General features: G+C 66.2%; 25 protein-coding genes and 1 pseudogene. 12 read left to right on the top strand and 14 right to left on the bottom strand.

Annotation, left to right across the window (positions count from 1 at the left end; translation table 11 throughout):
* Nucleotides 1-90 precede the first annotated feature (90 nt).
* A complete protein-coding gene (locus tag AB1I47_RS02660) occupies nt 91-720 on the top strand; it encodes a DUF2239 family protein (protein ID WP_354682378.1) in 630 nt (209 codons plus the stop codon).
* Nucleotides 721-753: 33 nt separating this feature from the next.
* On the opposite strand, the gene AB1I47_RS02655 is transcribed toward AB1I47_RS02660, so the two are convergent.
* From AB1I47_RS02655 to AB1I47_RS02645, 3 genes are read right to left on the bottom strand one after another with little or no spacing between them, the layout of a single operon-like run.
* Nucleotides 754-882: a Rap1a/Tai family immunity protein gene (locus AB1I47_RS02655; protein WP_354682232.1), complete on the bottom strand. Its 129-nt coding sequence runs from the start codon at nt 880-882 to the stop codon at nt 754-756.
* On the bottom strand, nt 879-1,139 hold the full coding sequence (locus AB1I47_RS02650) for a hypothetical protein (RefSeq protein WP_354682231.1): 261 nt from the start codon (nt 1,137-1,139) through the stop codon (nt 879-881). The genes AB1I47_RS02655 and AB1I47_RS02650 overlap by 4 nt, the downstream gene beginning before the upstream one ends.
* A 20-nt stretch (nt 1,140-1,159) precedes the next feature.
* Nucleotides 1,160-1,561, bottom strand: a complete 402-nt coding sequence (locus AB1I47_RS02645) for a hypothetical protein (RefSeq protein WP_354682230.1) — start codon at nt 1,559-1,561, stop codon at nt 1,160-1,162.
* Between the two features lie 513 nt (nt 1,562-2,074).
* Between AB1I47_RS02645 and AB1I47_RS02640 the strand changes: the two are divergent.
* Nucleotides 2,075-2,581, top strand: a pseudogene (locus AB1I47_RS02640) (DUF1993 domain-containing protein).
* Nucleotides 2,582-2,913: 332 nt separating this feature from the next.
* Here AB1I47_RS02640 and dkgB read toward each other — a convergent pair.
* Both dkgB and AB1I47_RS02630 read right to left on the bottom strand, forming a co-directional pair.
* On the bottom strand, nt 2,914-3,714 hold the full coding sequence (gene dkgB, locus AB1I47_RS02635) for a 2,5-didehydrogluconate reductase DkgB (protein ID WP_354682229.1): 801 nt from the start codon (nt 3,712-3,714) through the stop codon (nt 2,914-2,916).
* A gap of 57 nt (nt 3,715-3,771) precedes the next feature.
* Nucleotides 3,772-4,980: an MFS transporter gene (locus AB1I47_RS02630; RefSeq protein ID WP_354682228.1), complete on the bottom strand. Its 1,209-nt coding sequence runs from the start codon at nt 4,978-4,980 to the stop codon at nt 3,772-3,774.
* Nucleotides 4,981-5,091: 111 nt separating this feature from the next.
* Between AB1I47_RS02630 and AB1I47_RS02625 the strand changes: the two genes are divergently transcribed.
* The 6 genes from AB1I47_RS02625 to AB1I47_RS02600 all read left to right on the top strand — a co-directional run bounded on the left by AB1I47_RS02625 (nt 5,092) and on the right by AB1I47_RS02600 (nt 10,992).
* A complete protein-coding gene (locus AB1I47_RS02625; RefSeq protein WP_354682227.1) occupies nt 5,092-6,018 on the top strand; it encodes a LysR family transcriptional regulator in 927 nt (308 codons plus the stop codon).
* A gap of 272 nt (nt 6,019-6,290) precedes the next feature.
* Nucleotides 6,291-6,926 (top strand): 7-carboxy-7-deazaguanine synthase, encoded by a 636-nt coding sequence (gene queE / locus AB1I47_RS02620; protein WP_354682226.1) that lies wholly within the window; start codon nt 6,291-6,293, stop codon nt 6,924-6,926.
* Nucleotides 6,927-7,028: 102 nt separating this feature from the next.
* Entirely contained in the window at nt 7,029-7,505 is a 477-nt protein-coding gene (locus AB1I47_RS02615; protein ID WP_354682225.1) for a 6-pyruvoyl trahydropterin synthase family protein, read from the top strand.
* Between the two features lie 9 nt (nt 7,506-7,514).
* A complete protein-coding gene (tadA, locus tag AB1I47_RS02610) occupies nt 7,515-8,129 on the top strand; it encodes a tRNA adenosine(34) deaminase TadA (RefSeq protein WP_354682224.1) in 615 nt (204 codons plus the stop codon).
* Nucleotides 8,126-9,085: a muramoyltetrapeptide carboxypeptidase gene (gene ldcA / locus AB1I47_RS02605; protein WP_354682223.1), complete on the top strand. Its 960-nt coding sequence runs from the start codon at nt 8,126-8,128 to the stop codon at nt 9,083-9,085. The genes tadA and ldcA overlap by 4 nt, the downstream gene beginning before the upstream one ends.
* A 284-nt stretch (nt 9,086-9,369) precedes the next feature.
* A complete protein-coding gene (locus AB1I47_RS02600) occupies nt 9,370-10,992 on the top strand; it encodes an ABC-F family ATPase (protein ID WP_354682222.1) in 1,623 nt (540 codons plus the stop codon).
* Between the two features lie 76 nt (nt 10,993-11,068).
* Here AB1I47_RS02600 and AB1I47_RS02595 read toward each other — a convergent pair whose 3' ends face one another.
* Nucleotides 11,069-11,683: a hypothetical protein gene (locus tag AB1I47_RS02595; RefSeq protein ID WP_354682221.1), complete on the bottom strand. Its 615-nt coding sequence runs from the start codon at nt 11,681-11,683 to the stop codon at nt 11,069-11,071.
* A gap of 241 nt (nt 11,684-11,924) precedes the next feature.
* Here AB1I47_RS02595 and AB1I47_RS02590 point away from each other — a divergent pair, with 241 nt between their 5' ends.
* The 4 genes from AB1I47_RS02590 to AB1I47_RS02575 all read left to right on the top strand — a co-directional run bounded on the left by AB1I47_RS02590 (nt 11,925) and on the right by AB1I47_RS02575 (nt 17,471).
* Nucleotides 11,925-13,358 (top strand): aldehyde dehydrogenase family protein, encoded by a 1,434-nt coding sequence (locus AB1I47_RS02590; RefSeq protein ID WP_354682220.1) that lies wholly within the window; start codon nt 11,925-11,927, stop codon nt 13,356-13,358.
* Nucleotides 13,359-13,476: 118 nt separating this feature from the next.
* The gene (locus tag AB1I47_RS02585) at nt 13,477-15,927 is read left to right on the top strand and encodes a penicillin acylase family protein (RefSeq protein WP_354682219.1); all 2,451 of its coding nucleotides are present in this window, start codon (nt 13,477-13,479) and stop codon (nt 15,925-15,927) included.
* Nucleotides 15,928-16,047: 120 nt separating this feature from the next.
* On the top strand, nt 16,048-16,755 hold the full coding sequence (locus tag AB1I47_RS02580) for a glutamine amidotransferase (RefSeq protein WP_354682218.1): 708 nt from the start codon (nt 16,048-16,050) through the stop codon (nt 16,753-16,755).
* Nucleotides 16,752-17,471 (top strand): MOSC domain-containing protein, encoded by a 720-nt coding sequence (locus AB1I47_RS02575; protein ID WP_354682217.1) that lies wholly within the window; start codon nt 16,752-16,754, stop codon nt 17,469-17,471. The genes AB1I47_RS02580 and AB1I47_RS02575 overlap by 4 nt, the downstream gene beginning before the upstream one ends.
* A gap of 35 nt (nt 17,472-17,506) precedes the next feature.
* Here the strand turns inward: AB1I47_RS02575 and AB1I47_RS02570 are convergent, their stop codons facing one another.
* The 8 genes from AB1I47_RS02570 to AB1I47_RS02535 all read right to left on the bottom strand — a co-directional run.
* The gene (locus AB1I47_RS02570; protein ID WP_354682216.1) at nt 17,507-17,758 is read right to left on the bottom strand and encodes a DUF1289 domain-containing protein; all 252 of its coding nucleotides are present in this window, start codon (nt 17,756-17,758) and stop codon (nt 17,507-17,509) included.
* Between the two features lie 108 nt (nt 17,759-17,866).
* Nucleotides 17,867-18,271 carry a type II toxin-antitoxin system HicB family antitoxin gene (locus tag AB1I47_RS02565; RefSeq protein ID WP_354682377.1) on the bottom strand — a complete coding sequence of 135 codons (405 nt, stop codon included), beginning with the start codon at nt 18,269-18,271 and terminating at the stop codon, nt 17,867-17,869.
* A gap of 42 nt (nt 18,272-18,313) precedes the next feature.
* Nucleotides 18,314-18,496 (bottom strand): type II toxin-antitoxin system HicA family toxin, encoded by a 183-nt coding sequence (locus AB1I47_RS02560; RefSeq protein ID WP_354682215.1) that lies wholly within the window; start codon nt 18,494-18,496, stop codon nt 18,314-18,316.
* A 468-nt stretch (nt 18,497-18,964) separates the two neighbouring features.
* On the bottom strand, nt 18,965-20,089 hold the full coding sequence (locus tag AB1I47_RS02555) for an asparaginase (protein ID WP_354682214.1): 1,125 nt from the start codon (nt 20,087-20,089) through the stop codon (nt 18,965-18,967).
* A 227-nt stretch (nt 20,090-20,316) separates the two neighbouring features.
* Nucleotides 20,317-21,774 carry a bifunctional 2-methylcitrate dehydratase/aconitate hydratase gene (locus AB1I47_RS02550; RefSeq protein ID WP_354682213.1) on the bottom strand — a complete coding sequence of 486 codons (1,458 nt, stop codon included), beginning with the start codon at nt 21,772-21,774 and terminating at the stop codon, nt 20,317-20,319.
* A gap of 25 nt (nt 21,775-21,799) precedes the next feature.
* Nucleotides 21,800-22,990 carry a 2-methylaconitate cis-trans isomerase PrpF gene (gene prpF, locus AB1I47_RS02545; protein ID WP_354682212.1) on the bottom strand — a complete coding sequence of 397 codons (1,191 nt, stop codon included), beginning with the start codon at nt 22,988-22,990 and terminating at the stop codon, nt 21,800-21,802.
* 183 nt (nt 22,991-23,173) lie between these two features.
* Nucleotides 23,174-25,786 (bottom strand): Fe/S-dependent 2-methylisocitrate dehydratase AcnD, encoded by a 2,613-nt coding sequence (gene acnD, locus AB1I47_RS02540; RefSeq protein ID WP_354682211.1) that lies wholly within the window; start codon nt 25,784-25,786, stop codon nt 23,174-23,176.
* A 121-nt stretch (nt 25,787-25,907) separates the two neighbouring features.
* On the bottom strand, nt 25,908-26,392 hold a 485-nt coding region (locus tag AB1I47_RS02535; protein ID WP_354682210.1), incomplete at its 5' end, for a citrate/2-methylcitrate synthase.

The raw sequence follows: 26,392 nt of genomic DNA, 5'->3' as shown, positions 1-26,392 counted from the left end.
TAGCTCTGGCCGTAATTTTACCAGGGTGATATTGATTTCTTGTTTTTAACCCGGGTATTATTCGGCCATCGTTTTCAAGCACAGACAGCCATGAGCGGAGCAGCTACCCAAAAAGCCAGCACCTTCACCACCTTCGAGGGCCATCGCCGCATTGCAACCGGTTCCTTACAAGCCAATGCCCTGGCGCTCAAGCACGCGCTCGAAAGCGGTGCGCAAGACCCGGTCCTTGTCTTCAGCGACAGCACCGGCCGCACCATCGACCTCGATACGAGCGGAACCGACAATGCGGTACTCGCCCGCACCGCAGAACGCGTGGCGCAATTGCCCGAGGCCGCCGCGCCCGCCGACGGCGAAACAGACGCTACTGACGCGCCTGAACGCCGCGGTCGCGGTCGCCCCAGGCTTGGCGTGGTGTCGCGCGAGGTGACGCTGCTGCCGCGCCATTGGGAGTGGCTGTCGGCCCAGCCGGGTGGCGCGTCCGTGGCGTTGCGCAAACTGGTCGAGCAGGCGCGCCGCGATAATGCGGACAAGGACAGCAGCCGCCGCGCCAGCGAGCGTGCATACCACTTCATTGCGGCGATGGCGGGGGATTTCCCGGGCTTTGAAGAGGCGACGCGTGCCCTGTTCGCGGGCGACCTGGCAGGTTTCGCGCAGCGGATGGCGGCATGGCCGGCGGATGTGCGCGACTACGCGCTGTGGCTTGTCAACGAGAACGCCTGATCAACTAGCCGAGCAACTGTCGGCGCGGCCGAATCAACGGCGTGTTTCACCGCCCCGGCAAGGAAATGCCTTCTGCAGGGCTTCGCTGACCAACGGCGCGGCATTGCCGCGCAGGCGGGCGTCGGGCAGTTCGGAGAGATAGGTATAGACCCGGTCGCTCAATTCATGGGCCAGGACGCCAGTGCGAGTGCACCACAACCGGCCTTGGGTCTGGTGGCAATGCCCACGATGTAGGCCTGCCCATAGGCGGAAGAAAACAAGGTCTGCATGGATTCGCCGCGCACCTGCGATGCCATTTTGCCCTCGAGCGCCGCAGCCAGTTCCGTGGCGGTAAATCGCCAGGTCCTGGACTCCTCGGCGTGGCAGACGAGCGTGGCGGCGGCCAGGGCAGCGGAACAAAGCAGGCGTTTCAGGGGCATGCGAGCTCTCTCCTGAGGCTTCAGATTCCGCCCAGCAGGTCATGCGCGTCGACGATCGCGTAGGCGATCTCGGGATGCTGCTCCATGCTGCGGCGGATGGCGGCGGGGATGGACTGGCGAATCTTGCGGCACAGCCCGGGCTGCTCCTGCACCTGGATATTGATGCCGCGAACGGTGCGCACGCCGCGCGCACTGGGCGTGATGGTCAGCACGATGCCGAGTTGCGCCTGCATCAGGCTTTCCATGCGGCGCAACTCCTCCAGGCTGGTCAGGCTTTCGAGCCGCTCGACCAGCCGCTTTTCCTCGACGCGGGTAAGCCGCAGCACGCGCAGGTCCGCGTTGGGGTCACTGAGCAGCGCTTCGCGTCCGCAGATGCAGGCGCCGGGCGGGCATTCCGTGCGAAGGGGGAACGGCGCGTTCATGTCGGGCGCGGCGGCGAGGCCGCCTGATACCGGGGCGATGGCCGGATATGTTAAATCAGGTTGCCGCCCAGGGGGTGCGCCACACTTGTGCCGTTCTTATTCCTCCGGCGCCAGCACGCGCCCGGCGGTTTGCCGGGCCGGCCTGCCGCATGTGGATCGGCTATCCGCCCGACACGCCGCTGGGCCGTGCGCTGGCCGGCTTCTTTGGCGCGACAGCGGCGGGCCCGCCATCGAGGTGCATTCCCCGGTCTCACGGCATGCGCTTTTGTGCAGCAGGGCCTGGGGCTGGCGCTGGTGGATGCATGGAGCGTGACGCCCGCCATGCGCGCGGCCCTGGCGGTGCGGCCGGTGTCGCCCGCGGTCGTCCTGGGCATCTGGGCGACCCATTCATGCCTGCGCCGCTGCCGTAGTCCGGCAGCAAATGCGGATCCGGTCTATGCTCGCGGCAGCGGTGCCGCCCGACGGCCCCCGACCACAACGATAATTCCAGCCAAGACCTGCACAGGAGACCCCATGGCGCTCTCGATGTACGACGTATCGATCCCCTTGTTTATCCGCGCGCTCGGCAACCTGGCCGCCATCCTTGACAAGGGTGCGGCCCACGCCCAGGCGCAAGGGATGGATCCCGCAGACCTGATCCAGACCCGCCTGATTGCCGACATGGACGCACTGCCGGCCCAGGTGCAGCGCGCCAGCGATGCCGCCAAGGGCTGCGGCGCGCGGCTTGCCGGCATCGAGGTGCCGTCGTTCGCCGATACCGAAACCACCTTTGCCGAACTGCAGGACCGCATCGCCCGCACCATCGTGTTCCTGGAGCAGATCACACCGGCGCAGCTTGAAGGCAGCGAGCAGCGCGTGATCTAGCTGAAGCTGCGGCAGGGGCCGATGACGTTCGACGCCAAGTCATACCTGCTGGGGTTTGCGCTGCCGAATTTTTATTTCCATGTGACCACGGCGTACGACATCTTGCGCCATAAGGGCGTGCAGATCGGCAAGCGCGACTATCTCGGATTGAAGTAAGAGAACGTTCAGACCTGGCCGGAGCCTAGGCCAGGCGCGGTGCCTCGCGATAAGGGGCGTAGGGTCGCGACGCTCCGGCCCTCTCCCTAACCCTCTCCCGCACGCGGGAGACGGGACCGGCCTGTGGTTGTGTTCAGCGCCGCCGCAGTGACGAAGCGAAGCCGCCGGGTTGCTCCCCTCTCCCGCGCGCGGCAGAGGGGCGGGGGGAGAGGGCAGGCGCGTGCCTCGCGATAAGCGGTGTAAGGCCGCGATGCTCTGGCTCTCACCCTAACCTTTCCCGCTAGCGGGAAGGGGACCGGCCTGTGCTCCATTTCAGGCCATCGCAATGAAATTCAGTCCCACTGCGGCGCAAAGTCCGGATTAGCCAGCCGCTCTCCACGGTCCAGCCCCGCGATCGCCGCCATCTCTTCTTCAGTCAGGCGCAGCGGCCCCGCCGCCAGGTTGCTCTCCAGGTTAGCGCGCTTCGTCGACGACGGAATCACCGCATAGCCCTGCTGCAGCAGCCACGCCAGCGCCACCTGTGCGGGCGAAGCATCGTGTGCCTGCGCAATCCGCTGCAGCACCGGGTCTTGCATCACCTTGCCATAGGCCAGCGGCATGTAGGCGGTGATGTGGATGCCCTGCGAGCGCGTGAAGTCGGCCAGGTTGCGGTTCTGCAGGAACGGGTGCATCTCGATCTGCTGCGTGGCGATCTGGCCGGCGCCGACCGCATCGATGGCCTGCCGCAGGTGCGCGATAGTGAAGTTAGACACGCCGATGGCACGCGTCAGCCCCGCGGCGCGCGCTTCCGCCAGCGCCTCCATGTATGCCTGCACCGGAATCGCGTCGCCGGGCGAAGGCCAGTGGATCAGCGTAAGGTCGACCTGGTCCATCTGCAGCTTTTCCAGGCTGGTTTCGAGGCTGGTGCGCAGCTTGTCGCGGCCGAACGCCTCCGTCCAGATCTTGGTGGTGATGAACAACGCCTTGCGCGGCACGCCGCTGTCAGCGATGGCCTGGCCCACATCGGCCTCGTTGTCATAGATCTGCGCGGTGTCGATATGGCGGTAGCCCAGTTCCAGGCCGGCGCGCACGGAATCGATGACCTGCTGGCCCTTGAGTCGGAAAGTGCCGAGGCCGATGGATGGAATCTGCATAGTGTGCTCCTTGGCTTGCAGGGGTGTGTCCGGGAGAGATCCAGTTCAGGGGGCGGATCAGTGCATCGCGGCACCGGCCGGCATGCCGCCGCTGCGGGCATCGAAGCCCGCGGCGCGGTCCAGGCGCCCGCTCAGTTCGGTCAGGGCCAGCGCCACCAGCACCACCAGTGCGCCGATCCACGGGGTCTGCATCAGGCCCAGGTGCGTCACGATCAGGCCACCGGCCCAGGCCGCGCCGGCAATGCCGAGGTTGAAGGCGGCGATATTCAGGCCCGAGGCGACGTCCACGGCGTCAGGCGTAAAGCGCTCGGCCTGCTTGACCACATAGACCTGCAGGCCCGGCACATTGCCGAAGGCCACGGCACCCCACGCCAGCACGGTCGCCACCACCAGCCAGCGATGCGGCGCGGTGAAGGTCAGCACGAACAGCACCACGGCGAGCAGCAGGAACACCAGCTTCAGCGCCGGGATCGGGCCGTGGCGGTCGGCCAGGCGGCCGCCCCAGATATTGCCGGCGGCGACCGACACCCCATACACCAGCATCACCAGGCTCACCGCGCCGGCGTCAAAGCCCGACACGTCCTGCAGGATCGGGGCGAGGAAGGTGAACGGGATGAACGAGCCGCCGTAGCCGATCGCGGTCTTGGCGTAGACCAGCAGCAGGCGCGGCTCGGCCAGTACGCGGGCCTGCTGCAGCAGCGAGGCCGGGGCTGTATGCGCGATGTTGCGCGGCACGAACAGCAGGCTGCCGACAAAGGCCACCGCGCCGAGCGCCGACACCGCCAGGAAGGTCTCGCGCCAGCCGAAATGCTGGCCGATAAAGGTACCCAGCGGCACGCCGGTCACCAGCGCCACGGTCAGGCCGGTGAACATGATGGCGATGGCGCTGGCCGCCTTCTCGCGCGGCACCAGGCCGGTGGCGATGGTCGAGCCGATCGAGAAGAACACGCCGTGCGCCAGGCCGGTGAGCACGCGCGCCAGCACCAGCGATTCATAGCCGGGCGCCTTCCACGCCAGCAGGTTGCCAAGCGTGAACAGCGCCATCAGCGACAGCAACAGCAGCTTGCGCGGCAGCCGCCCGGTCAGCGCGGTCAGCACGGGCGCGCCAATGGCGACGCCGAGCGCGTACAGGCTGACCAGCAGGCCCGCGGACGGCAGCGAGACATGGAGGTCGGCGGCAATGGTGGGGATCAGGCCAACGATCACGAACTCGGTCGTGCCGATGGCAAAGGCGCTGATGGTCAGCGCGAACAAGGCAATGGGCATGGAAGCCTCCGCTTTGGCGAATGAGGGAAACAGGGATGAGCGGAGTGTGCCTCGGATGTTTTTGCAGAATAAGCGGGTGATCTGCAGAAGATATTTGACTAGAATTCAAGGATGAAGCTGACGCTCGAAGAACTTGCCGCCTTTGTCGCCGTGGTCGATACCGGCTCGATCACGGCCGCCGCCGAACAGCTCGGCCAGACCGTGTCCGGCATCAGCCGCGCCCTGAGCCGGCTTGAGGACAAGCTCGAAACCACGTTGCTGCGCCGGACCACGCGCCGGCTGGAGCTGACGGAAGAGGGCGCCGCGATGCTGGCGCACGCGCGCGGCATCCTGTCGGCCGCCGACCTGGCCGAGGAGCAGATGGCGCTGCGGCGCCAGCGCCCGGCCGGCAAGCTGCGCGTCAATGCCGCGTCGCCCTTCATGCTGCACGCCGTGGTGCCGCTGGTTGGCGAGTTCCGGCGGCTTTACCCCGACATCGAGCTGGAGCTGAATACCAACGACCAGATCATCGACCTCATCGAGCACCGCACCGACGTCGCCATCCGCATCGGCACGCTGCGCGATTCCACCCTGCATGCGCGCGCGCTCGGCACTTCGCGGCTGCGCGTGCTGGCCAGTCCCGCCTACCTGAAGGCGCGCGGCCGGCCGCGCAGCGTCGCCGACCTGGCGCAGCATTCGCTGCTGGGCTTTACGCAGCCCGAAGGCCTGAATCGCTGGCCCTTGCGCACCGAAGAGGGCTCGGAATTGCCGATCCGGCCGCACCTGGCCGCTTCAAGCGGCGAGACGCTGCGCCACCTGGCGCTGGCCGGCCAGGGGCTGGTGTGCCTGGCGGATTTCATGACCGAGGCCGATCGCCGCGCGGGCGACCTGGTGCAGGTACTGGTGGACCACACGGTCGAGGTGCGGCAATCGATCCACGCGGTGTACTACCTCAACACCCAGCTGGCGGCGCGGATCGGCTGCTTCCTGGATTTCCTGGTGGCTAACCTGCCTGCGGACGGGGAGCGGTCGCCCGTGGCGGCCAAGCGGAAACCCTGAGCCCTCTGGTATACTTACGGCACGTCCGGAACCATCCCGGACGCAGCCTGCGACAGGCCAGGACGGCCCCTCCGGCAGCGCCCGGAGCCTTGCACAGACCCGGTCCGTGCGCGCCGCCCCCGATGCCGCCCCGTCGATACGATCGTCGAATCCATTCGATCCCCGCATCCAGACGCAAAGCCCGGCACTCCGGCCCTGCCCAACCATTAAACGAACCCCGGCCAGCCAGCGGCTGCCGATCATCCTTTGCTGGTCCGAGAGAGACCCCACGCATGACTTACGCCGTCAAGGAAATCTTCTATACGCTGCAGGGCGAAGGCGCCAACGCCGGCCGCGCCGCGGTGTTCTGCCGCTTTGCCGGCTGCAACCTGTGGACCGGCCGTGAGGAGGATCGCGCCACCGCGGTGTGCCAGTTCTGCGACACGGATTTCGTCGGCACCGATGGCACGCGCGGCGGCAAATACCGCACGGCGCAGGAACTGGCCGCGGTGGTGGCGTCGGAATGGCCGCAGGGCATGGGCGGCAAGCCGCTGGTGGTGTGCACCGGCGGCGAACCGCTGCTGCAGCTCGATGCGCCGCTGATCGACGCGTTGCATGCGCAGGGCTTCGAGATCGCGATCGAGACCAACGGCACCATCGCCGTGCCGCCGGGTATCGACTGGGTCTGCGTCAGCCCCAAGATGGGCGCGGAGCTGGTGGTCAAGCGCGGCGACGAACTCAAGGTGGTGATCCCGCAGGCCGGCCAGGACTTCGCCGCATACGAGCAGCTTGATTTCCGCCATTTCCTGGTGCAACCCATGGACGGCCCGCTGCAGAGGGAAAATACCGCCGCCGCTGTGGACTTCTGCCAGCGCCATCCGCGCTGGCGGCTGTCGCTGCAGACGCACAAGCTGCTGGGCATCCGCTAAGCGCGGCGAGTTTCGCCCAACAGACGGCAAAACGTACACAATACAGGCTTCGGACGCACACGCGGCGTCCGCACCAACGCAGGCGGCAGGGCGCCGCTACCCATGAGCAAACAAGTTTCCATCACCCGCCGGCTGGAGTTCGACTCCGGCCACCGCATCCCGAACCATTGCGGCCAGTGCCGCAACATCCACGGCCACCGCTACCGGCTCGACCTGACGCTGTCGGGCGAGGTGCTGCACCGCGAGGGCGCCTCGGATGACGGCATGATCCTGGACTTCGGCGATATCAAGGCGCTCGCCAACGAGCACCTGGTCAACAAGTGGGACCACGCCTTCCTGATCTACCGGGGCGACACCGCGCTGCTGAACTTCCTGCAATCGATGGAAGGGCACAAGACCGTGGTGCTGGACGCGATCCCGACGGTGGAGAACCTGGCCCAGGTCGCCTTCGACATCCTGGCGCCCGTGTTCAAGGACTGCTTCGGCCACCACCTGCAGCTCACCAGGCTGGTGCTGTTTGAAACGCCCAACTGCTGGGCCGAAGTCAGCGCACCGGTCGTACTGCCGGCGCAGGACTGAGCGAGGGCGATGCCAGACACGCCGCCCCTACCGCCATTAGCGCCATTGCCATTGCACGCCCCGCGCGCGCTGCCGGACGATCCTGCCGAGGCCGCCGCGCGCGACGCGCATTACATGCGCGCCGCGCTCGAAGAAGCGCGCCTGGCCGAGGCCGCCGGTGAAGTGCCGGTGGGTGCGGTGGTGGTCTGGAACGACACCATCATCGCGCGCGGCCATAACCTGCCGATCCGCTCGGTCGACCCGTCGGCGCATGCCGAAATGCAGGCGCTGCGCGCCGCCGCGCAGGTGATCGGCAACTACCGCATGCCCGAGTGCGAGCTGTACGTAACGCTGGAACCGTGCGCGATGTGCAGCGGCGCGATCCTGCATGCGCGGCTGCGCCACGTGGTGTTTGGCGCGAGCGATCCCAAGACCGGCGCCGCCGGCAGCGTGGTCAACCTGTTCGCGCAGGCGCAGCTCAACCACCAGACCACGATCACCGGCGGGGTACTGGCCGATACCTGCGGGCAGATGCTGAAGGATTTCTTCGGCGCCCGGCGCAAGGCGCAGAAAGCAGCGCGCACCAACGCGGCCGCAATCGATTCCGGCAAGAACAACGACACCAACACCGATACCGCAGCATGAGTACGCCGAACAGCAGGCCGCCGCATACCGAAGTCCGACTGATCGCCTCGTCCGGGTACCCGCACGACGTGGCCGTCGCCGCGCGCGGCTGTGCCTGGCTCAAGCACCATGGCTACCACATGACCAACCCCGACGTGCTGGCCCGGCGCTACCTGCGCTTCGGCGGCACCGACGCGGAGCGGCTTGCCGACCTGCACGCCATCGGCACCGGCGTGCCGCACGAGCTGACGCTGGCGGTGCGGGGTGGCTACGGCATCGCCCGTTTGCTGGCGCAGGTGGACTTTTCCCGCATCGCGGAGCAGGCGCGCAGCCGCGGCACGCCCATCGTCGGCCACAGCGATTTCACCGCGTTCCAGCTCGCCTACCTGGCGGCAACCGGCGGTGTAACCTTTGCCGGACCGATGCTGCTGGCGGACTTTGGCGCCGACGCGGTCGATCCGTATATGTGGCAGCACTTCGAAGGCATCCTGCGCGATCCCGCCTACAGCGTCGACGTGATCGCGCCACAGTCGGGCGGACAGCCGTTCTCCGGCACCGTGGCAGGCACGTTGTGGGGCGGCAACCTGGCGATGCTGTGCAGCCTGCTGGGCACGCCCTTCATGCCGCAGGTGGAGGGCGGGGTGCTGTTCCTCGAAGACATCAACGAGCCGCCATACCGGGTCGAACGCATGCTGGTGCAGTTGCAGCAGGCCGGCGTGCTCGGCGCCCAGCGCGCCATCGTGCTGGGCGACTTTTCCAACTACCGCGTCACCGACTACGACAACGGCTACGACATGGAGGCCGTGGTGGCCTACCTGCGCGAGCAGCTGCCGGTGCCGGTGCTGACCGGCCTGCCCTTCGGCCATTGCGCGCGCAAGCTGACGCTGCCGGTGGGCGCCCAGGTGCGGCTGGCCGCACGTGCGGAGGGTTTCAGCATGGCGTTTTCGGGCTATCCGGTGCTGCCGCCGCTGGCTTGATGGCGGGTCCGCCAAATACCCACCAGTGCCGCGCCATCCGGGTGCGCAAGGAATGCGCCCGGATGATACAATTTGCGGTTATTTCCTGACTTCCTGCCGGGTTCAAGCATGAACCGGGCGCGGCCCCTGCCGCATCGCCAGCCATGGCCCCCGGAATGCTCCCGGGCCGGCACGATGCCTCTCCGGCAAGGCCGGCCCCTGAACGGCATGGAGGTGCGCCCCGTGTGCAAAACCGGCGCGTCGCGGCCAACGCGGCGCCACAATCTCCAGACAAGGTTCCAGACGTGCTTTCTACCGCAAACATCACCATGCAGTTCGGCCCCAAGCCGTTGTTCGAGAATATCTCGGTCAAGTTCGGCGAGGGCAACCGCTACGGCCTGATCGGCGCGAACGGCTGCGGCAAGTCCACCTTCATGAAGATCCTGGGCGGCGACCTCGAACCGTCGTCGGGCAACGTCATGCTGGAGCCGGGCATCCGCCTGGGCAAGCTGCGCCAGGACCAGTTCGCCTATGAAGACATGCGCGTGCTGGACGTGGTGATGATGGGCCACACCGAGATGTGGGCCGCCGCGCAGGAGCGCGACGCCATCTACGCCAACCCGGAAGCGACCGACGAAGACTACATGAAGGCCGCCGAGCTGGAGGCCAAGTACGCCGAATACGACGGCTACACCGCCGAGTCGCGCGCCGGCGAACTGCTGCTGGGTGTGGGCATCCCCACCACCCAGCATCAGGGCACGATGAGCGACGTTGCCCCCGGCTGGAAGCTGCGCGTGCTGCTGGCGCAGGCACTGTTCTCGAACCCGGACGTGCTGCTGCTGGATGAGCCGACCAACAACCTGGACATCAACACGATCCGCTGGCTGGAGACCGTGCTCAACGAGCGCAACTCCACCATGATCATCATCTCCCACGATCGCCACTTCCTGAACTCGGTCTGCACCCACATGGCCGATATGGACTACGGCACGCTCAAGGTCTACCCGGGCAACTACGACGACTACATGGAAGCGTCGATGCAGGCCCGCGAGCGCCAGATGGCCGCCAACGCGCGCGCCAAGGAGCGCATCAGCGAGCTGCAGGACTTCGTGCGCCGCTTCTCGGCCAACAAGTCCAAGGCACGCCAGGCCACCTCGCGCGCGAAGCAGATCGAGAAGATCAAGGTCGAGGACATCAAGCCGTCGTCGCGCCAGAACCCGTTTATCCGCTTCGAGTTCGAGAAGAAGCTGCACAACCTGGCGGTTGAGGCCGAAGGCGTCACCAAGACCTACGACCGCAAGATCATCGACAACCTCACGCTGTCGATCCAGGCCGGCGAGCGCGTCGCCATCATCGGCGAGAACGGCGCGGGCAAGACCACGCTGCTGCGCAGCCTGCTCAACGGCGCGGTGCAGACCGGCGTGCAGCGCGGCGTGGAAGTTGACCGCGGCGCGATCCGGTGGGCCGAGAACGCCAACGTGGGCTACATGCCGCAGGACACGTACGAGGAATTCCCGGAAGACCGCAACGTGATGGACTGGATGAGCCAGTGGACGCAGGCCGGCGACGACGAGACTTCGCTGCGCGGCACGCTGGGCCGGCTGCTGTTCTCGGCCGACGACATCAAGAAGTCGGTCAAGGTGCTGTCCGGCGGCGAGAAGGGCCGCATGATCTGGGGCAAGCTGATGCTGGGCCGCCATAACGTGCTGGCAATGGACGAGCCGACCAACCACATGGACATGGAGTCGATCGAGTCGCTGCAGGTGGCGCTGGACAAGTTCCCGGGCACGCTGATCTTTGTCTCGCATGACCGTGAGTTCGTCAGCGGGCTGGCTACGCGCGTGATCGAAATCCGTACCGACGGTACGCTGACCGACTACCTGGGTACGTATGACGAGTACCTGCAGTCGCAGGGGATCGACGGCTGAGCGCACGCGCTGCCGTGACAGCAAAAGGCCGCCTTCGGGCGGCCTTTTGCTTTGGTGCGGCCGGTGCTGCGCGATGTCAGCCGGCGGTGACCCCGGGGGCGATCTGGTCGAGCTGCTCAACGATGGCGTGCGCCGTGATTTCGCCCTTGGCCTTGAGCAATGCCGCGTGCAATGGATCGCGCAACGCCAACAGCGCGGGCAGGTCGGCGGCCTTTTCGACTTTCACCTGCAGCATGTAGCCGCGCAGGCCGAGGTGCTGGCCGATGACGTCGGTGTAGAAGTGGTAGAGCCGCTGGAAGGCCTCGATGTCCGTGGTCGAGTGCTGTCCTGGGGCTGAGGCGGCCGCGGTACCGGCATTGGCATCTGGCGGCGCATGCCGCATCGCGTATACCGAAAATAAATTGGTATCTGTCGCGGCTGCCGGCTGTCGGGCCGGCGTTTGCGGAGCGGGCGAAGTGGCCGGGGAAGGCTGTGACGTCTGCGGCACCGGCTCCACCAGTCCTTGCGCCACCAGCGTATCCATCGCTTCCGCGCCCACTCCCATGCCCGCCACCTGTGCCAGCAGTTCCTGCCCGCGACGCTCGCCATTGACCATCAGCAGCAGCGCGCGCAGCTTGTGGTCCAGCTTGCGCGCGCGTGTCCTGATCTCGTCCTGCCCCGCCTCCGTCTTGCGGTAGATCGGATCGACCATGTCTTGCTCCCCCTTGTTATGTCCGGCCGCCTTGGCGCGCGATCCGGTCGGCGCTTCGTCAGGCAAAGCGGCCGATTATCGCCATCTTTTTGAGTGCGGTATGCGGCGCCGGGGCCCGTCGCGCCGGCGCCGCGGAAATCGTTGTCCTGATTCCGCTCTACAATGTGCGTGCACCATAAAAGTAACAAAAAATTGCAATTGCCATTTCACCAAACCCAGCACCAAACCGAGAACTGTGGCCATGCAACAACGAGACAAACTCTTTATTAACGGCAAGTGGGTCGCGCCGCACGGTAACGGCAAGATCGACGTCATTCACTCCGCCACCGAAGCGGTGATGGGCACCATCCCCGAAGGCTCGCCGCGCGACGCCGAGGACGCCATCCAGGCTGCCCGCGCCGCCTTCGACGGCTGGTCAAATACGCCGCCCGCGGAGCGCGCCGCTTATATCGTCAAGATTGCCGAAGGGCTCAAGGACCGCAGCGAAGAGCTGGCCCAGCTCATCGCCGGCGAAGTCGGCATGCCGATCAAGCTGGCGCGCGCGATCCAGGTAGGCGGGCCGGTCTACAACTGGGGCCAGGCCGCAAAGCTGCTGGACGGGTTCCGCTTCGAAGAAGAGGTCGGCAACTCGCTGGTGCTGCGCGAGCCGGTAGGCGTGGTGGCGGCGATCACGCCGTGGAACTACCCCCTCAACCAGATCACGCTGAAGGTTGCACCCGCGCTCGCCGCCGGCTGCACCGTGGTGCTCAAGCCGTCGGAAGTGGCGCCGCTCAATGCCTTCGTGCTGGCCGAGGTGATCGAGGCCGCCGGCCTGCCGCCGGGCGTGTTCAACCTGGTGACGGGCTACGGCCCGGTGGTGGGCGAGGTGCTGGCCAGCCACCCGGAAGTTGACATGGTCTCGTTCACCGGCTCCACCCGCGCCGGCAAGCGCGTGTCCGAGCTGGCGGCGCAGACGGTCAAGCGCGTGGCGCTGGAACTGGGCGGCAAGTCGGCCTCAGTGATCCTGGACGATGCCGACCTGCCGTCGGCGGTCAAGGGCACCATCAATGCCTGCTTCCTGAACTCCGGCCAGACCTGCTCGGCGCATACCCGCATGCTGGTGCCGCGCGCCCGCTACGAGGAAGTGAAGGCGATCGCGCAGAAGATCGTCGAGGGCTTTACCGTGGGCGATCCGCTGCAGGAAACCAGCAAGCTGGGCCCGCTGATTTCGGCAGTGCAGAAGGACCGCGTCACCGGCTATATCCGCCGCGGCCTGGAAGAGGGCGCCGAACTCGTGGCCGGCGGCCCGGAAACGCCCGAAGGGCTGGACAAGGGCTTCTTCGTCAAGCCGACCGTGCTGGGCAATGTCGAGCCGCGCGCCACTGTGGCGCAGGAAGAGATCTTCGGGCCGGTGCTGTCGATCATCTGCTATGACACCGAGGAAGACGCGGTGCGCATCGCCAACGACAGCATCTACGGCCTGGGCGGCGGTGTCTGGTCCGGCGATGAGGCGCGGGCGATCCGCGTCGCGCGGCGCATCCGCACCGGCCAGGTCGATATCAACGGCGGCCCGTTCAATATGCAGGCGCCGTTCGGCGGCTACAAGCAGTCCGGCAACGGGCGCGAGGCGGGCAAGTACGGGCTGGAGGAATTCCTGGAGTACAAGGCGCTGCAGCTCAAGAAGCCGGCGGCCTGAAGCCGGGCGCGCCTGCGCAACAGGGGAAATGCCCGGCTGGTCCGGGCATTTTTTCATGTGGATAATCGCGGCGAGAGCAGTTCTGACAATACAACGACAGGGATAGAGGGGAGCAACGATGCGCTGGTTCGGTCGGCTGGCCAGGATTTTGATGGTACTGCTGGTGGTGGCGCTGGCCGGTGCCGCGGCTACGCTGGGCTGGTACCGCCACGCGGCGCAGCCGCCGGCGGCGGGCACGGTGGCGCTGCCGGGCCTGCATGACAAGGTCACCATCGTGCGCGATGGCAACGGCGTGCCGCATATCCGCGCCGCCAGCAAGGCGGACGCCTGGTTTGCGCTGGGCTACGTGCATGCGCAGGACCGGCTGTGGCAGATGCAGATGAACAAGCGCGTCGTGGCCGGCCGGCTGGCCGAGATCCTGGGCCCGTCCGCGATCGATAACGACAAGTTCCTGCGCACGCTGGGCGTGCGGCGCAACGCCGAAGCCATCCTCGCGCAGAGCCCGCCCGAGACCCGCGCCGCGTTGCAGGCCTATGCCGACGGCGTCAATGCCTGGATCGACCATCGCAAGGGGCCGCTGCCGCCCGAATTCCTGCTGCTGCGCACCGAGCCCGAACACTGGGAGCCGGCCGATACCCTGGGCTGGCAGACCATGATGGCCTGGGACCTGGGCAGCAACTGGACCCAGGAAACGCTGCGCATGCGCCTGGCGCAGGTGCTGCCGGTGGCCCGTATCAGCGAACTGCTGGCGCCGTATCCCGGTGAGCAGCCGGTACGCACGATGGACTACGGCCATCTCTACCAGCAGCTCGCGCCGCTGGCCAACGCCATGGCCAGCGTCGGCGACAAGGCGCCGCCAGGTTATATCGAGGGCATGGGCTCGAACAACTGGGTCGTATCCGGCGCGCATACGCAATCGGGCAAGCCGTTGCTGGCCAACGACCCGCACCTGGGGCTGCAGGCGCCAGCGCTGTGGTACTTCGCGCGCATGACGGCGCCCGGGCTCGACGTGGCAGGTGCCACGCTGCCGGGCCTGCCGTTGGTGGTGCTCGGGCATAACGCGCGCATCGCGTGGGGTTTGACCAATACCGCGCCCGATGTACAGGACCTGTATATCGAACGGCTGCGGCCCGGCAACGACACCCAGTACCAGACCCCCAATGGCTGGGCCGCGTTCGAGACCCGCACCGAAACTATCCGCGTCAAGGGCGCGCCCGACGTGACGCTGAAAGTCCGGGCAACGCGCCACGGGCCTGTGATTTCCGATGTGTCGGAGTCGGTGGCCAGCGCCGCCGGCCCTTTCGGCGCGCAATACGTGGTGGCGTTCCAGTGGACCGCGCTGCGTGCGGACGATCGCACCTTCCAGGCCGGGCTGAAGATGAACGAGGCGCATGACTGGGCCAGCTTCACCGCGGCGCTGCGCGACTTCCACTCGCCGCAGCAGAACATCGTCTATGCCGATGTCGACGGCAATATCGGCTTCTACGCGCCCGGACGCGTGCCGCTGCGCCGCGCCGATAACGACCTCAAGGGCCTGGCCCCCGCGCCGGGCTGGGATGCGCGCTACGACTGGACCGGCTTTATCCCGTTCGAGGCGCTGCCGCACCGCTACAACCCCGCGGACGGCGTGATCGTGACGGCCAACCAGCGCATCGTCGGGCCGGACTATCCGTATTTCATCACCAGTGAATGGGCGGTGCCGTACCGCTTCGAGCGGATCCACGCACTGCTGGCGGCTACGCCCAAGCACACGCTCGACAGCTTTGCCGCGATCCAGAAGGACGTGGTGTCGCTGGCCGTGCGCGACGCCTTGCCGCTGCTGCTGGCCGCACCTGTCAGCAGGGATGGCGCGCGGCCGGAGCGCGAACGCGCGCTGCTGGAAGCGCTGCGCAAATGGGACGGCACCATGGACATGGACCGGGCCGAGCCGCTCGTCGTCACCGCGTGGCTGCGCGAGCTGTCGCGCCGGCTGTTCGAAGAAAAGGTGGGCGAGCCGATCTTTGGGCGCATGTGGGAGCACCGCAACGTGCAGCAGCCCATGCTCAATATCCTGCGCGATCCGCGCAAGCTTGGCGCGTTCTGGTGCGATCGTCCGCATACGCGCCCGGCGGAAAGCTGTGACGACGCCATCGCCGATGCCTGGACCGCGGCCATGACGGACCTGTCGCGCCGCTATGGCGACAACCCTTCGCGCTGGCATTGGGGCGAGGCGCATGCGGCGCGCGCCGAGCACAAGCCGTTTGGCAAGATCTCTTACCTGTCGCCACTGTTCAACCTGCGCGTGCCTACCGGCGGCGATACCTATACCGTCAACGTCGGCCGCCACAACCTGCGCGACGACAAGGCGCCGTTCGAGAACACCCATGCGGCCAGCGTGCGAGCGCTCTATGACCTGGCCAACCTGGAGGCGTCGCGCTTCATGGACTCGACCGGACAGTCCGGCAACGCGCTGCTGCCACGCTACCGCGACTGGACCGCCAAATGGGCGGCGGTCGAGTACGTGACCATTCCGCCAGTGTCCTCAGTGCCTGACATGCTGGTACTGGCGCCCGCTGCTGCGGCGAAATAACGCGGGTAGGGCATGGCGTGCCGGGAATATTCGCAAATAGGCGATATCGTGCCGTGGTCTTGCGCAACGCGCGCAAATTGAAGCTACCATGAGGACCCTCTCGACCGGCAGGAGTCTTCGATGGCCACCCGTACCACCCATGTGATCCAGCACGTCGCATTCGAGCATGCGGGCGTGAGCGGCAACGCGTTGCGCGCACGCGGCCATGCGCTGCAGGTATTCCAGGCCGGCGTCGATGACCTGACTCCCATTTCCGAAAATCCTGCCGACCTGCTGCTGATCCTTGGCGGCCCGATCGGCGTCTACGAGACCGACGCCTATCCGTGGCTGGAGGCCGAGCTCGCACTGATCCGCCAGCGCCTCGCCAGTGGCGGCAAGATGATCGGGGTTTGCCTGGGCGCGCAGCTGATCGCGCGCGCCGCCGGCGCGCGCGTCTACCCGGGCACCCGCGAAATCGGCTGGGCGCCGATCACACCGACGCCGGCAGGACAGGATTCCGCACTGGCCGAACTGGCCGCTGCCAACTGGGAGGTGCTGCACTGGCATGGCGATACCTTCGAGCTGCCGCCCGGCGCCCAACTGCTGGCCTCCACCGCCGCGGTACAGAACCAGGCCTACACCATCGGCGACCAGGCGCTCGCGCTGCAATTCCATCCCGAGGTGATGCCGCGCGATATCGAGGCCTGGCTGATCGGCCATACCGTCGAGCTCGGCAAGGCGGGGATCGATCCGCGCACCATCCGTGCGCGTACCGCCGAGGTCGGCGCCAGGGTGGCGGCCGCCGGCGAGCGCATGTTTGCGCGCTGGCTGGAGGATGTCGGGCTATGAGCGATGCGGTATCCGCCGTGCGCGCCGTGCTCGGCAGCGTGCTGACCGGCCAGGTACGCCCGTTCGGGCCCAAGGGGGTGCCCAGCGGCATCGCCAAGGCCGCGACGAAGGAACGGGTGCGCGTGACCACGCTGGGGCTGGCCGGCGACGGGCAGGGCGATCCGCGGCACCACGGCGGCCCGGAAAAGGCGCTGCACCACTACGCCTTCGATCACTATCCGGCGTGGCGCGCTGAGCTAGGCCCGCACAGTGCCGAAGGGATCGAGGTACTGAACCGGCCCGGCGCCTTCGGCGAAAACCTGAGCACGACCGGCCTGACCGAAGCCGACGTTTGCATCGGCGACCGCTTCCGGCTGGGCAGCGCGCTGGTCGAGGTCTCGCAGGCACGGCAGCCATGCTGGAAGCTCAATCATCGTTTCGGCCACGCCGGCATGTCGCGCGCGGTGCAGCAGAGCCTGCGCACCGGCTGGTACTACCGGGTGCTGGCAGAGGGCGACGTCGCGGCGGGCGACACGCTGGAACTGGTGACACGCCCATACCCGCAATGGTCCCTGCAGCGGCTGCTGCAGGTGCTTTATGTCGACCGGCTCGACTACGCCGCGCTCGCAGACATGGCGGCACTGCCGCCGCTGGCGGAGAGCTGGCGCAAGCTCGCGCGGCAGCGCCTGGAGCGGCGCGAAGTCGAAGACATGGAACGGCGCCTCGCGGGCGGTTGAGCGCCTGGCGCAAAGCGGGCGCCAACGGGGGCGCGTCAGTCCGTCTGGAAACGCCGGGCGGTACCTTCGCGCGTGATGCGCGCCCAGATTGCCTGCTTTTCCTCATCGCTGAAGAACACCCAGTTGCTCACCTCGGCCGCGGTGCGGCCGCAACCCTGGCAGATTTCATCGAACAGGGTCGAGCAGATGCCGATGCAGGGACTGTCCGGGCGCGCGGACAGCGTGGAATCCGTGGTGCCGGTGTCCGGTTCAGGGCGGAGCGGGACGGACTCGGGAAGCTGCGGCATGGTGGTGAGTTGGGGCCAGGTGAAACGGGGGGACATTATACGGGGTGAGGCGGGGCCTCGCTCCAGCCATGCTTCCTGCGATGGAAAGGCTCGGGGGCGCAGATGCCGCTAGCGCTCTTGCGCGAGGGCGGCCAGGGCCGCGCGGGCAAGAAAGCCGCTTCGCGTTTCATGGCGCTTCTCGACGTACATATCGATCTGGCGCAGGACGAAACGCGGAAGGCTGACATTGATACGCTCCGGTCGCGTGTCCAGCCTGCTCACGTCCACGTCGGCCAGCGCCCAGATGGCACCCGCGTATTCCTCCTTCGCAACAAGATCGTCGATTCTTGAGCATGTGATGTTCACTTGCTCACCGAGCTCGGCCAGCGTAGCAATATGGCCGCTGATGGCCTCCTTGGCGTTGCGGATGGCGTCCTCGATGGATTCGCCCCAGGAGTGGCAGCCGGGAATATCCGGGACAGTTACGCCGTAAACGGTCCCCGGCTCCTTGTGGATAGCGATGGGAAATTCGATTGAGTCCTTCTGCATGGCGTCGTGTGTCGAAAGAGCGATGATTTAACGCATGCCCGCCGCTCTTAGAATGCTCCGAAGTGTTCCGGTGGGCAGGTCTTGTTTAGGGTGAGGGACCGTTACCAATCCCCGTTTTTCGGGGTGCTTGAAATGGTGGTGACTGCGCGTAATACGGACGAGCTTCCAGCCATCTTGTTCGAGCATTTGGATCAATTTCGAAGAGCGCACTCGGGCTGATGTGTAGTTTTACACATCAATTCCCGAATTTCAATGATGGGTGTGTATTAGTGTGCAAAGGTGCGTCAACAAGCTCCTCAAAGAAATGGCGCTTAGTCCAAAATCGCCTCCCAACTTTGCAGAAGCCCTGTCCGATGGTGGCCAAGGGATTGATGAGCAGCACTTGTCCGGACGTGCGAAGAAGGAGACCGGCGCCCGTTTTCCAATAACGCAATTAACCGCCAGAAGTGCTCGGACACAACCGAGCGCGCCAGTGTCCTGGCGCGTGCTGCCTTCAAGATGGAGGCGGACGGGATGGGAAAGAAGTCGATGCCGCCACGGCCCCGAACCGGAGCCGCAGGGCCGTAAGATCCCTCGGGTCGCGGCCTGACGACTGCCGTAATCCGATGGCTTCTGATTGCCTGTTTGCGGTCCGGCGCATCGCGACGGCGCGCGCGCCGTACCGGTCTTATGCGCGGCTCAATACTTCCAGAAGATCTGCTGCAGCGCCTTCGGATCGTTGGTCTTGGTCAGCCCCAGCGCCATCAGGATGCGCGCCTTCTGCGGCAGCTGGTCGTCGGTGACGATCCAGTCGTACTTGTCGTCCGGCTGCTCGGCATTGCGGACCACCACGCCGCTGCCGGTGCGCGAGGCGCGCACGATCTGCACGCCCTTGCCGCGCGCGGCCTTGAGCGGCTCGACCATGTAGTCGCCGACGCTGCCGTTGCCGGTGGCGGCGTAGATGATGCCCTTGGCGCCGCTCTTCACCGCAGCATCGATGCTGGCCGGGTTGACGTTGCCATAGGCATAGATCACGGCCACTTCCGGCAGCTTGTCGATCTTGTCGATGTCCCACTCGGTCTGCAGGGTGTGCGGGCGCGCCGGCAGGCGGTAGTACTGCGAACGGCCTTCCACCACGTAGCCCAGCGGGCCGAACGGCGAACGGAAGGTTTCGGCCTTGAAGGTATTGCTCTTGGTGACGTCGCGGCCGGTGTGGATTTCGTCGTTCAGCACCACCAGCGTGCCCTTGCCCTTGGAGGCCGGGTTCGAAGCGACCAGCACGGCGTCGTACAGGTTCAGCGCGCCGTCGGCGCCCAGCGCGGTGCCGGGGCGCATCGAGCCCACCACGACCACCGGCTTGTCGCTCTTGAGCGTCAGGTTCAGGAAGTAGGCGGTTTCTTCGATGGTGTCGGTGCCGTGCGTGATGACGATGCCGTCTACGTCCGGCTGCTTGAGCACTTCCGACACGCGCTTGCCCAGCTTCAGCAGACGTTCGTTGTTAAAGCTTTCCGAGCCGATCTGGAAAATCTGTTCGCCCTTGACGTTGGCGACCTTCGAGATCTCGGGCACCGAGGCGATGATCTTGTCGACCGGTACCACGGCGGACTGGTAGGCCGCGGTGTTGATCGCCGACGCGCCGGCGCCGGCAATGGTGCCACCGGTACCGATGATGACGATATTGGCCTTGCGGGCTTCGGCCGGGGCCTGGGCGGTGGCCGTCGCGATTGCCGGGGCGGGTGCCAGTTGCGCGTGCGCGGTGCCGGTGATGAGGCTCGCCGACAGCAGGGCGGCGGCCAGCGTGGTGACGCGGGCGAAATGTTTCATGATTCTCCTCGGGTATATATACGAACGTGTAGGCACGTATAGGAGCGACACGACATACCTTTTGGGTGGAACGGTGTCGTCTGTGTTCAGTCCATGGCTGCTTGCCCATCGCCCTGTATTTCAGGGTCTGACGGGCAGCGGCAGAGACTATACGTGAGGAGAATTTGGCGCGGGAGGCTAGGTGGAAGGGTTATGCCGATTTTGCATATAGTCGCCAGGCTGATAACTCAAATTGCATACATGTCGAGATACTCATTGACCGCGGTACTTTCCAGCCTGGCCTGGTCCAGCGATACGGCAAGGATGGCTGCCTGCTGCCTCGGCGGGAAGCGTCGTGCGAGGTTTGTGCGGAATTTTTCCACCAGCAGCGGAATGCCTTCGGCGCGGCGGCGCTTGTGGCCGAGCGGGTATTCGACCAGCACCTCGTCGAGCACGGTGCCGTCGTTCAGCGTCACCGTCAGCGCGTTGGCGATCGAACGCTTGTCGGGATCATGGTAATCGTGCGTCAGCGCCGGATCTTCGACGCAGCCGATCTTGTCGCGCAGCACGTCGATGCGCGGGTCGGCCGCGACGTTGTCCTCGTAGTCGGCGGCAGTCAGGCGGCCGAACAGCAGTGGCACCGCCACCATGTACTGGATGCAGTGGTCGCGGTCGGCGGGATTGCTGAGCGGGCCTTTCTTGTCGATGATGCGCAGGCACGCCTCGTGGGTGCGGATAGTGACCGTGGCGATATCGGCGGCGCTGCGTCCCGCCAACGCCAGCGTGACGTGCAGGCGCATGGCGGCCTCCACCGCGGTCTGCGCGTGGAATTCGGCGGGGAACGAGATCTTGAACAGGATGTTCTCCATCACGTAAGAGCCGTAAGGCCGCTGGAACCTGAACGGCTGCCCCTTGAACAGCACATCATAGAAGCCCCAGTTCTTGGCCGTCAGCACCGACGGATAGCCCATCTCGCCGGTGCGTGCGATCAGGGCGAGGCGAACGGCGCGGCTGGTCGCGTCGCCGGCGGCCCAGCTCTTGCGGCTGCCGGTGTTGGGCGCATGGCGGTAGGTGCGCAGGCTCTGGCCGTCCACCCATGCCAGCGACACCGCATTGATGATCTCCTCTCGCGTCAGGCCCAGCATCTGCGCGACCACGGCGGTAGAGGCCACCTTGACCAGCACCACATGGTCGAGCCCGACCTTGTTGAAGGAGTTCTCCAGCGCGATGCAGCCCTGGATCTCGTGTGCCTTGATCATCGCCGTCAGCACCGCCTTCATCATCAGCGGCTTGCGGCCGGCGGCGATGTTGTTGCGCGAGATCCAGTCGGCGGTGGCCAGGATGCCGCCGAGATTGTCCGAGGGATGGCCCCATTCGGCCGCGAGCCACGTGTCGTTGAAATCCAGCCAGCGGATCGTCGTGCCGATATTGAACGCGGCCTGGACCGGATCGAGCTGGAACTGGGTGCCAGGGACGCGCGCGCCGTTAGGAACGATGGTGCCCGGGACGATGGGGCCGAGCAGCTTGGTGCAGGCCGGGTAGGACAGGGCTTCGAGCCCGCAACCGAGCGTGTCGATCAGGCAGTTGCGGGCGGTATCGTAGGCGAGGCCGCTCTTGATCTCGTAGCCGGTGACATAGTCGACGATGTCGACCAGCACCTGGTCCGGATTGGGGCGTGGGGCGGACGGCGTGTCGGTAGCAGACATGAGCAGCCTCGCGAGGGGGTATGGATCAGAACGCGTCGCCCGGCACGCGCACCCAGCCTTCCATCAGCACGCGCGCGCTGCGGCTCATGATGGCTTTCTTGACGACCCATTCGCCATTCACCTGCTGCGCCTCGGCGCCCACGCGCAGCGTGCCGGACGGATGCCCGAAACGCACCGCATTGCGCTCGCCGCCGCCGGCGGCCAGGTTGACCAGCGTGCCGGGGATCGCCGCGGCGGTGCCGATTGCCACCGCTGCCGTGCCCATCATGGCGTGGTGCAGCTTGCCCATCGACAGCGCGCGCACCAGCAGGTCGACATCGGCCGCGGCCACCTTCTTGCCGCTGGATGCGGCGTAGTCCACCGGTCGGGCCACAAAGGCCACCTTGGGCGTGTGCTGGCGCTTGGCGGCCTCGTCCACGTCCTTGATCAGGCCCATGCGCAGCGCGCCGTAGGCACGGATGGTTTCGAACATCGCCAGCGCCTTGGTGTCGCTGTTGATGGCGTCCTGCAGCTCGGTACCGGTGTAGCCGATGCTCTGCGCATTGACGAAGATGGTCGGGATGCCGGCGTTGATCATGGTGGCCTTGAGCGTGCCGACGCCGGGCACTTCCAGGTCATCGACCACGTTGCCGGTGGGGAACATCGCGCCGCCGGCGCCTTCTTCCTCGGCGGCCGGGTCCATGAACTCGAGCTGCACTTCTGCGGCCGGGAAGGTCACGCCGTCAAGCTCGAAATCACCGGTTTCCTGCACTACGCCGTTGGTGATGGGCACGTGGCCGATGATGGTCTTGCCGATATTGGCCTGCCAGATACGCACGATGGCGACGCCGTTCTGCGGGATGCGGCTGGGGTCGACCAGGCCGGCGCTGATGGCGAACGGGCCGACCGCGGCGGACAGGTTGCCGCAGTTGCCGCTCCAGTCGACAAAGGACTGGTCGATCGAAACCTGGCCGAACAGGTAGTCGACGTCGTGGTCAGGGCGCGTGCTCTTCGACAGGATCACGGTCTTGCTGGTGCTGGAAGTGGCACCGCCCATGCCGTCGATCTGCTTGCCATACGGATCCGGGCTGCCGATCACGCGCATCAGCAACGCGTCGCGGGCAGGGCCGGGCACCTGCGCGGTTTCGGGCAGGTCCTGCAGGCGGAAGAAGACACCTTTGCTGGTGCCGCCACGGATGTAGGTGGCAGGGATTTTGATCTGGGGTACGTGGGCCATGGAATCTATGTCCGGGTTAGGCTTGGGGGCCTTGTCACAGCTTAGGAATCAATTTGAGCGGCGGCAATGTGCACTTGGGGAGCGTGGCGATCAGCGCGTCGTATGCCAATGTGCTGATTGCATGCCGCAACGCCTGGTGAACGCTCCCCTGTCCCGCATGCGGGAGAGGGAGCAAACAGAGCCTTACGCCGCCGCCTTCGTCGACTCCAAAAAGTCCTGCGCAAACCGCTGCAGCACGCCACCAGCCTCGTAAATCGACACTTCCTCATCGCTGTCGAGACGGCACGTCACCGGCACTTCCACCCGCTCGCCATTCTTGCGATTGACCACCAGCGTCAACGTCGCCCGCGGCTGGCGTTCGCCGATTACGTCATAGGTCTCAGTGCCATCCAGCCCCAGCGTCAGCCGGTTCACCCCCGCCTTGAACTCCAGCGGCAGCACGCCCATGCCGATCAGGTTGGTGCGGTGGATGCGCTCGAAGCCCTCGGCAACGATGACTTCCACGCCGGCCAGCCGCACGCCCTTCGCGGCCCAGTCGCGCGACGAACCCTGGCCATAGTCCGCGCCGGCGATGATGATCAGCGGCTGCTTGCGGTCCATGTAGGTCTCGATCGCTTCCCACATGCGCACGACCTTGCCTTCCGGCTCGATGCGGGCCAGCGAACCCTTCTTGACCTGGCCATCGATCACGGCCATTTCATTGATCAGCGTCGGGTTGGCAAAGGTGGCGCGCTGCGCGGTCAGGTGGTCGCCGCGGTGGGTCGCGTACGAGTTGAAGTCCTCTTCGGGCAGGCCCATCTTGGCCAGGTATTCGCCCGCGGCGCTGTCGAGCAGGATCGCGTTGGACGGCGACAGGTGGTCGGTGGTGATGTTGTCGCCCAGCACCGCCAGCGGACGCAGGCCCTGCAGCGTGCGCTCGCCGGCCAGCGCGCCTTCCCAGTACGGCGGGCGGCGGATATAGGTGCTCTGCGGGCGCCAGTCGTACAGCGGCGCGGCGCTCTCGCCGGTTTCCGCGGTCAGGGCGAACATCGGTTCGTAGACCTTGCGGAACTGCTCGGGCTTCACGCTCTGCTTGACGATCGCGTCGATCTCTTCGTCGGTCGGCCAGATGTCCTTCAGGTACACCGGCTTGCCGTCCTGGTCCGTGCCCAGCACGTCCTTCTCGATGTCGAAGCGGATGGTGCCGGCGATGGCGTAGGCGACCACCAGCGGCGGCGAGGCCAGGAAGGCCTGCTTGGCGTACGGGTGGATGCGGCCGTCGAAGTTGCGGTTGCCCGACAGCACGGCGGTGGCGTACAGGTCGCGGTCGATGATCTCTTGCTGGATCTTGGGATCCAGCGCGCCCGACATGCCGTTGCAGGTGGTGCAGGCAAAGGCGACGATGCCGAAGCCGAGCTTCTCCAGGTCCGGCAGCAGCTTGGCGTCTTCCAGGTACAGCTCGACCGCCTTGGATCCCGGGGCCAGCGACGACTTGACCCACGGCTTGCGCGTCAGGCCACGCGCATTGGCGTTGCGCGCCAGCAGCGCGGCGGCGATCACGTTGCGCGGGTTGCTGGTGTTGGTGCAGCTGGTGATGGCGGCGATGATCACGGCGCCGTCCGGCATCAGGCCTTCGGCCTCCTGCGCGCGGGCCTTGTCCAGGTCCACGGCGATGCCGCGCTCGGCCAGCGCGGAGGTCGGCAGTCGCTTGTGCGGGTTCGACGGGCCGGCCATATTGCGCACCACGCTCGACAGGTCGAACTTCAGCACGCGCTCGTATTCGGCGTTCTTCAGCGAATCCGCCCACAGGCCCGCGGTCTTGGCATAGGTCTCGACCAGCTTGAGCTGCTCGTCGGTGCGGCCGGTCAGGCGCAGGTAGTCGATGGTCTGCTCGTCGATAAAGAACATCGCCGCGGTGGCACCGTATTCCGGGGCCATGTTGGAGATGGTGGCGCGGTCGCCGAGTGTCAGGCTCGAGGCGCCTTCGCCGCGGAATTCCAGGTAGGCGCCGACCACTTTTTCCTTGCGCAGGAATTCGGTCAGGGCCAGCACGATGTCGGTAGCGGTAATGCCGGGCTGGCGCTTGCCGGTCAGCTCCACGCCGACGATATCCGGCAGGCGCATCCACGAGGCGCGGCCGAGCATCACGTTCTCGGCTTCCAGGCCGCCCACGCCGATGGCGATCACGCCCAGCGCATCCACGTGCGGGGTGTGGCTGTCGGTGCCAACGCAGGTATCGGGGTAGGCCACGCCATGGTCGGCGTGGATCACCGGCGACATCTTCTCCAGGTTGATCTGGTGCATGATGCCGTTGCCCGGCGGGATCACATCGACGTTCTTGAACGCCTTCTTGGTCCAGTCGATGAAATGGAAACGGTCTTCGTTGCGGCGGTCTTCGATGGCGCGGTTCTTGGCGAAGGCATCAGGATCGAAGCCGCCGCACTCCACCGCCAGCGAGTGGTCGACGATCAACTGCACCGGCACCACCGGGTTGACCTTGGCGGGATCGCCGCCCTGGTCGGCGATGGCGTCGCGCAGCCCGGCCAGGTCCACCAGCGCGGTCTGACCGAGGATGTCATGGCAGACCACGCGCGCGGGGAACCATGGGAAGTCGAGTTCGCGCTTGCGCTCGATCAGCTGCTTGAGCGAATCGGTCAGCGTGGCCGGGTCGCAGCGGCGCACCAGGTTTTCTGCCAGCACGCGCGACGTGTACGGCAGCTTGTCGTAGGCACCCGGCTGGATGGCCTCGACCGCGGCGCGCGCGTCGAAGTAATCCAGCTTGGTGCCCGGTAGCGGTTTGCGGTTTGCAGAATTCATGGTGTAGGGAATCAATATTGGTATGAAAAAGGGGTAGTGGTCCCGTGTCAGCGACCAACTACCCCCTTGCCCGCAGGCTCGGATCAATGCAACCCGACGCGGAGCAAACCGGCAGCCGGTATTACTTGCGATCCTTGATCGGCACGAACTTCAGGTCCTCCGGGCCGGTGTAGTTGGCGCTGGGGCGGATGATCTTGTTGTCGATGCGTTGCTCGATGATATGGGCGGCCCAGCCGGAAGTGCGCGCAATGACGAACAGCGGCGTGAACATCGCCGTCGGCACGCCCATCATGTGGTAGCTCACCGCGCTGAACCAGTCCAGGTTGGGGAACATCTTCTTGATGTCCCACATCACCGTCTCCAGCCGCTCGGCGATATCGAACATCTTCATCGAGCCGGCATCCTTCGACAGCTTCCTCGCCACTTCCTTGATCACCTGGTTGCGCGGGTCGCTGATGGTGTACACCGGATGGCCGAAGCCGATCACGACTTCCTTGTTCTCGACGCGGCGGGTGATATCTGCCTGGGCCTCATCGGGGTTGTCGTAGCGCTTCTGGATCTCGAACGCGACCTCGTTGGCGCCGCCATGCTTGGGGCCGCGCAGCG

Origin of the sequence: Cupriavidus necator (assembly GCF_040578825.1) — a bacterium.
Classification (GTDB): Bacteria; Pseudomonadota; Gammaproteobacteria; order Burkholderiales; family Burkholderiaceae; genus Cupriavidus; species Cupriavidus necator_E.
The sequence above is the reverse complement of the archived record's forward strand: the minus strand, read 5'-3'. Positions and strand labels throughout refer to the sequence as shown.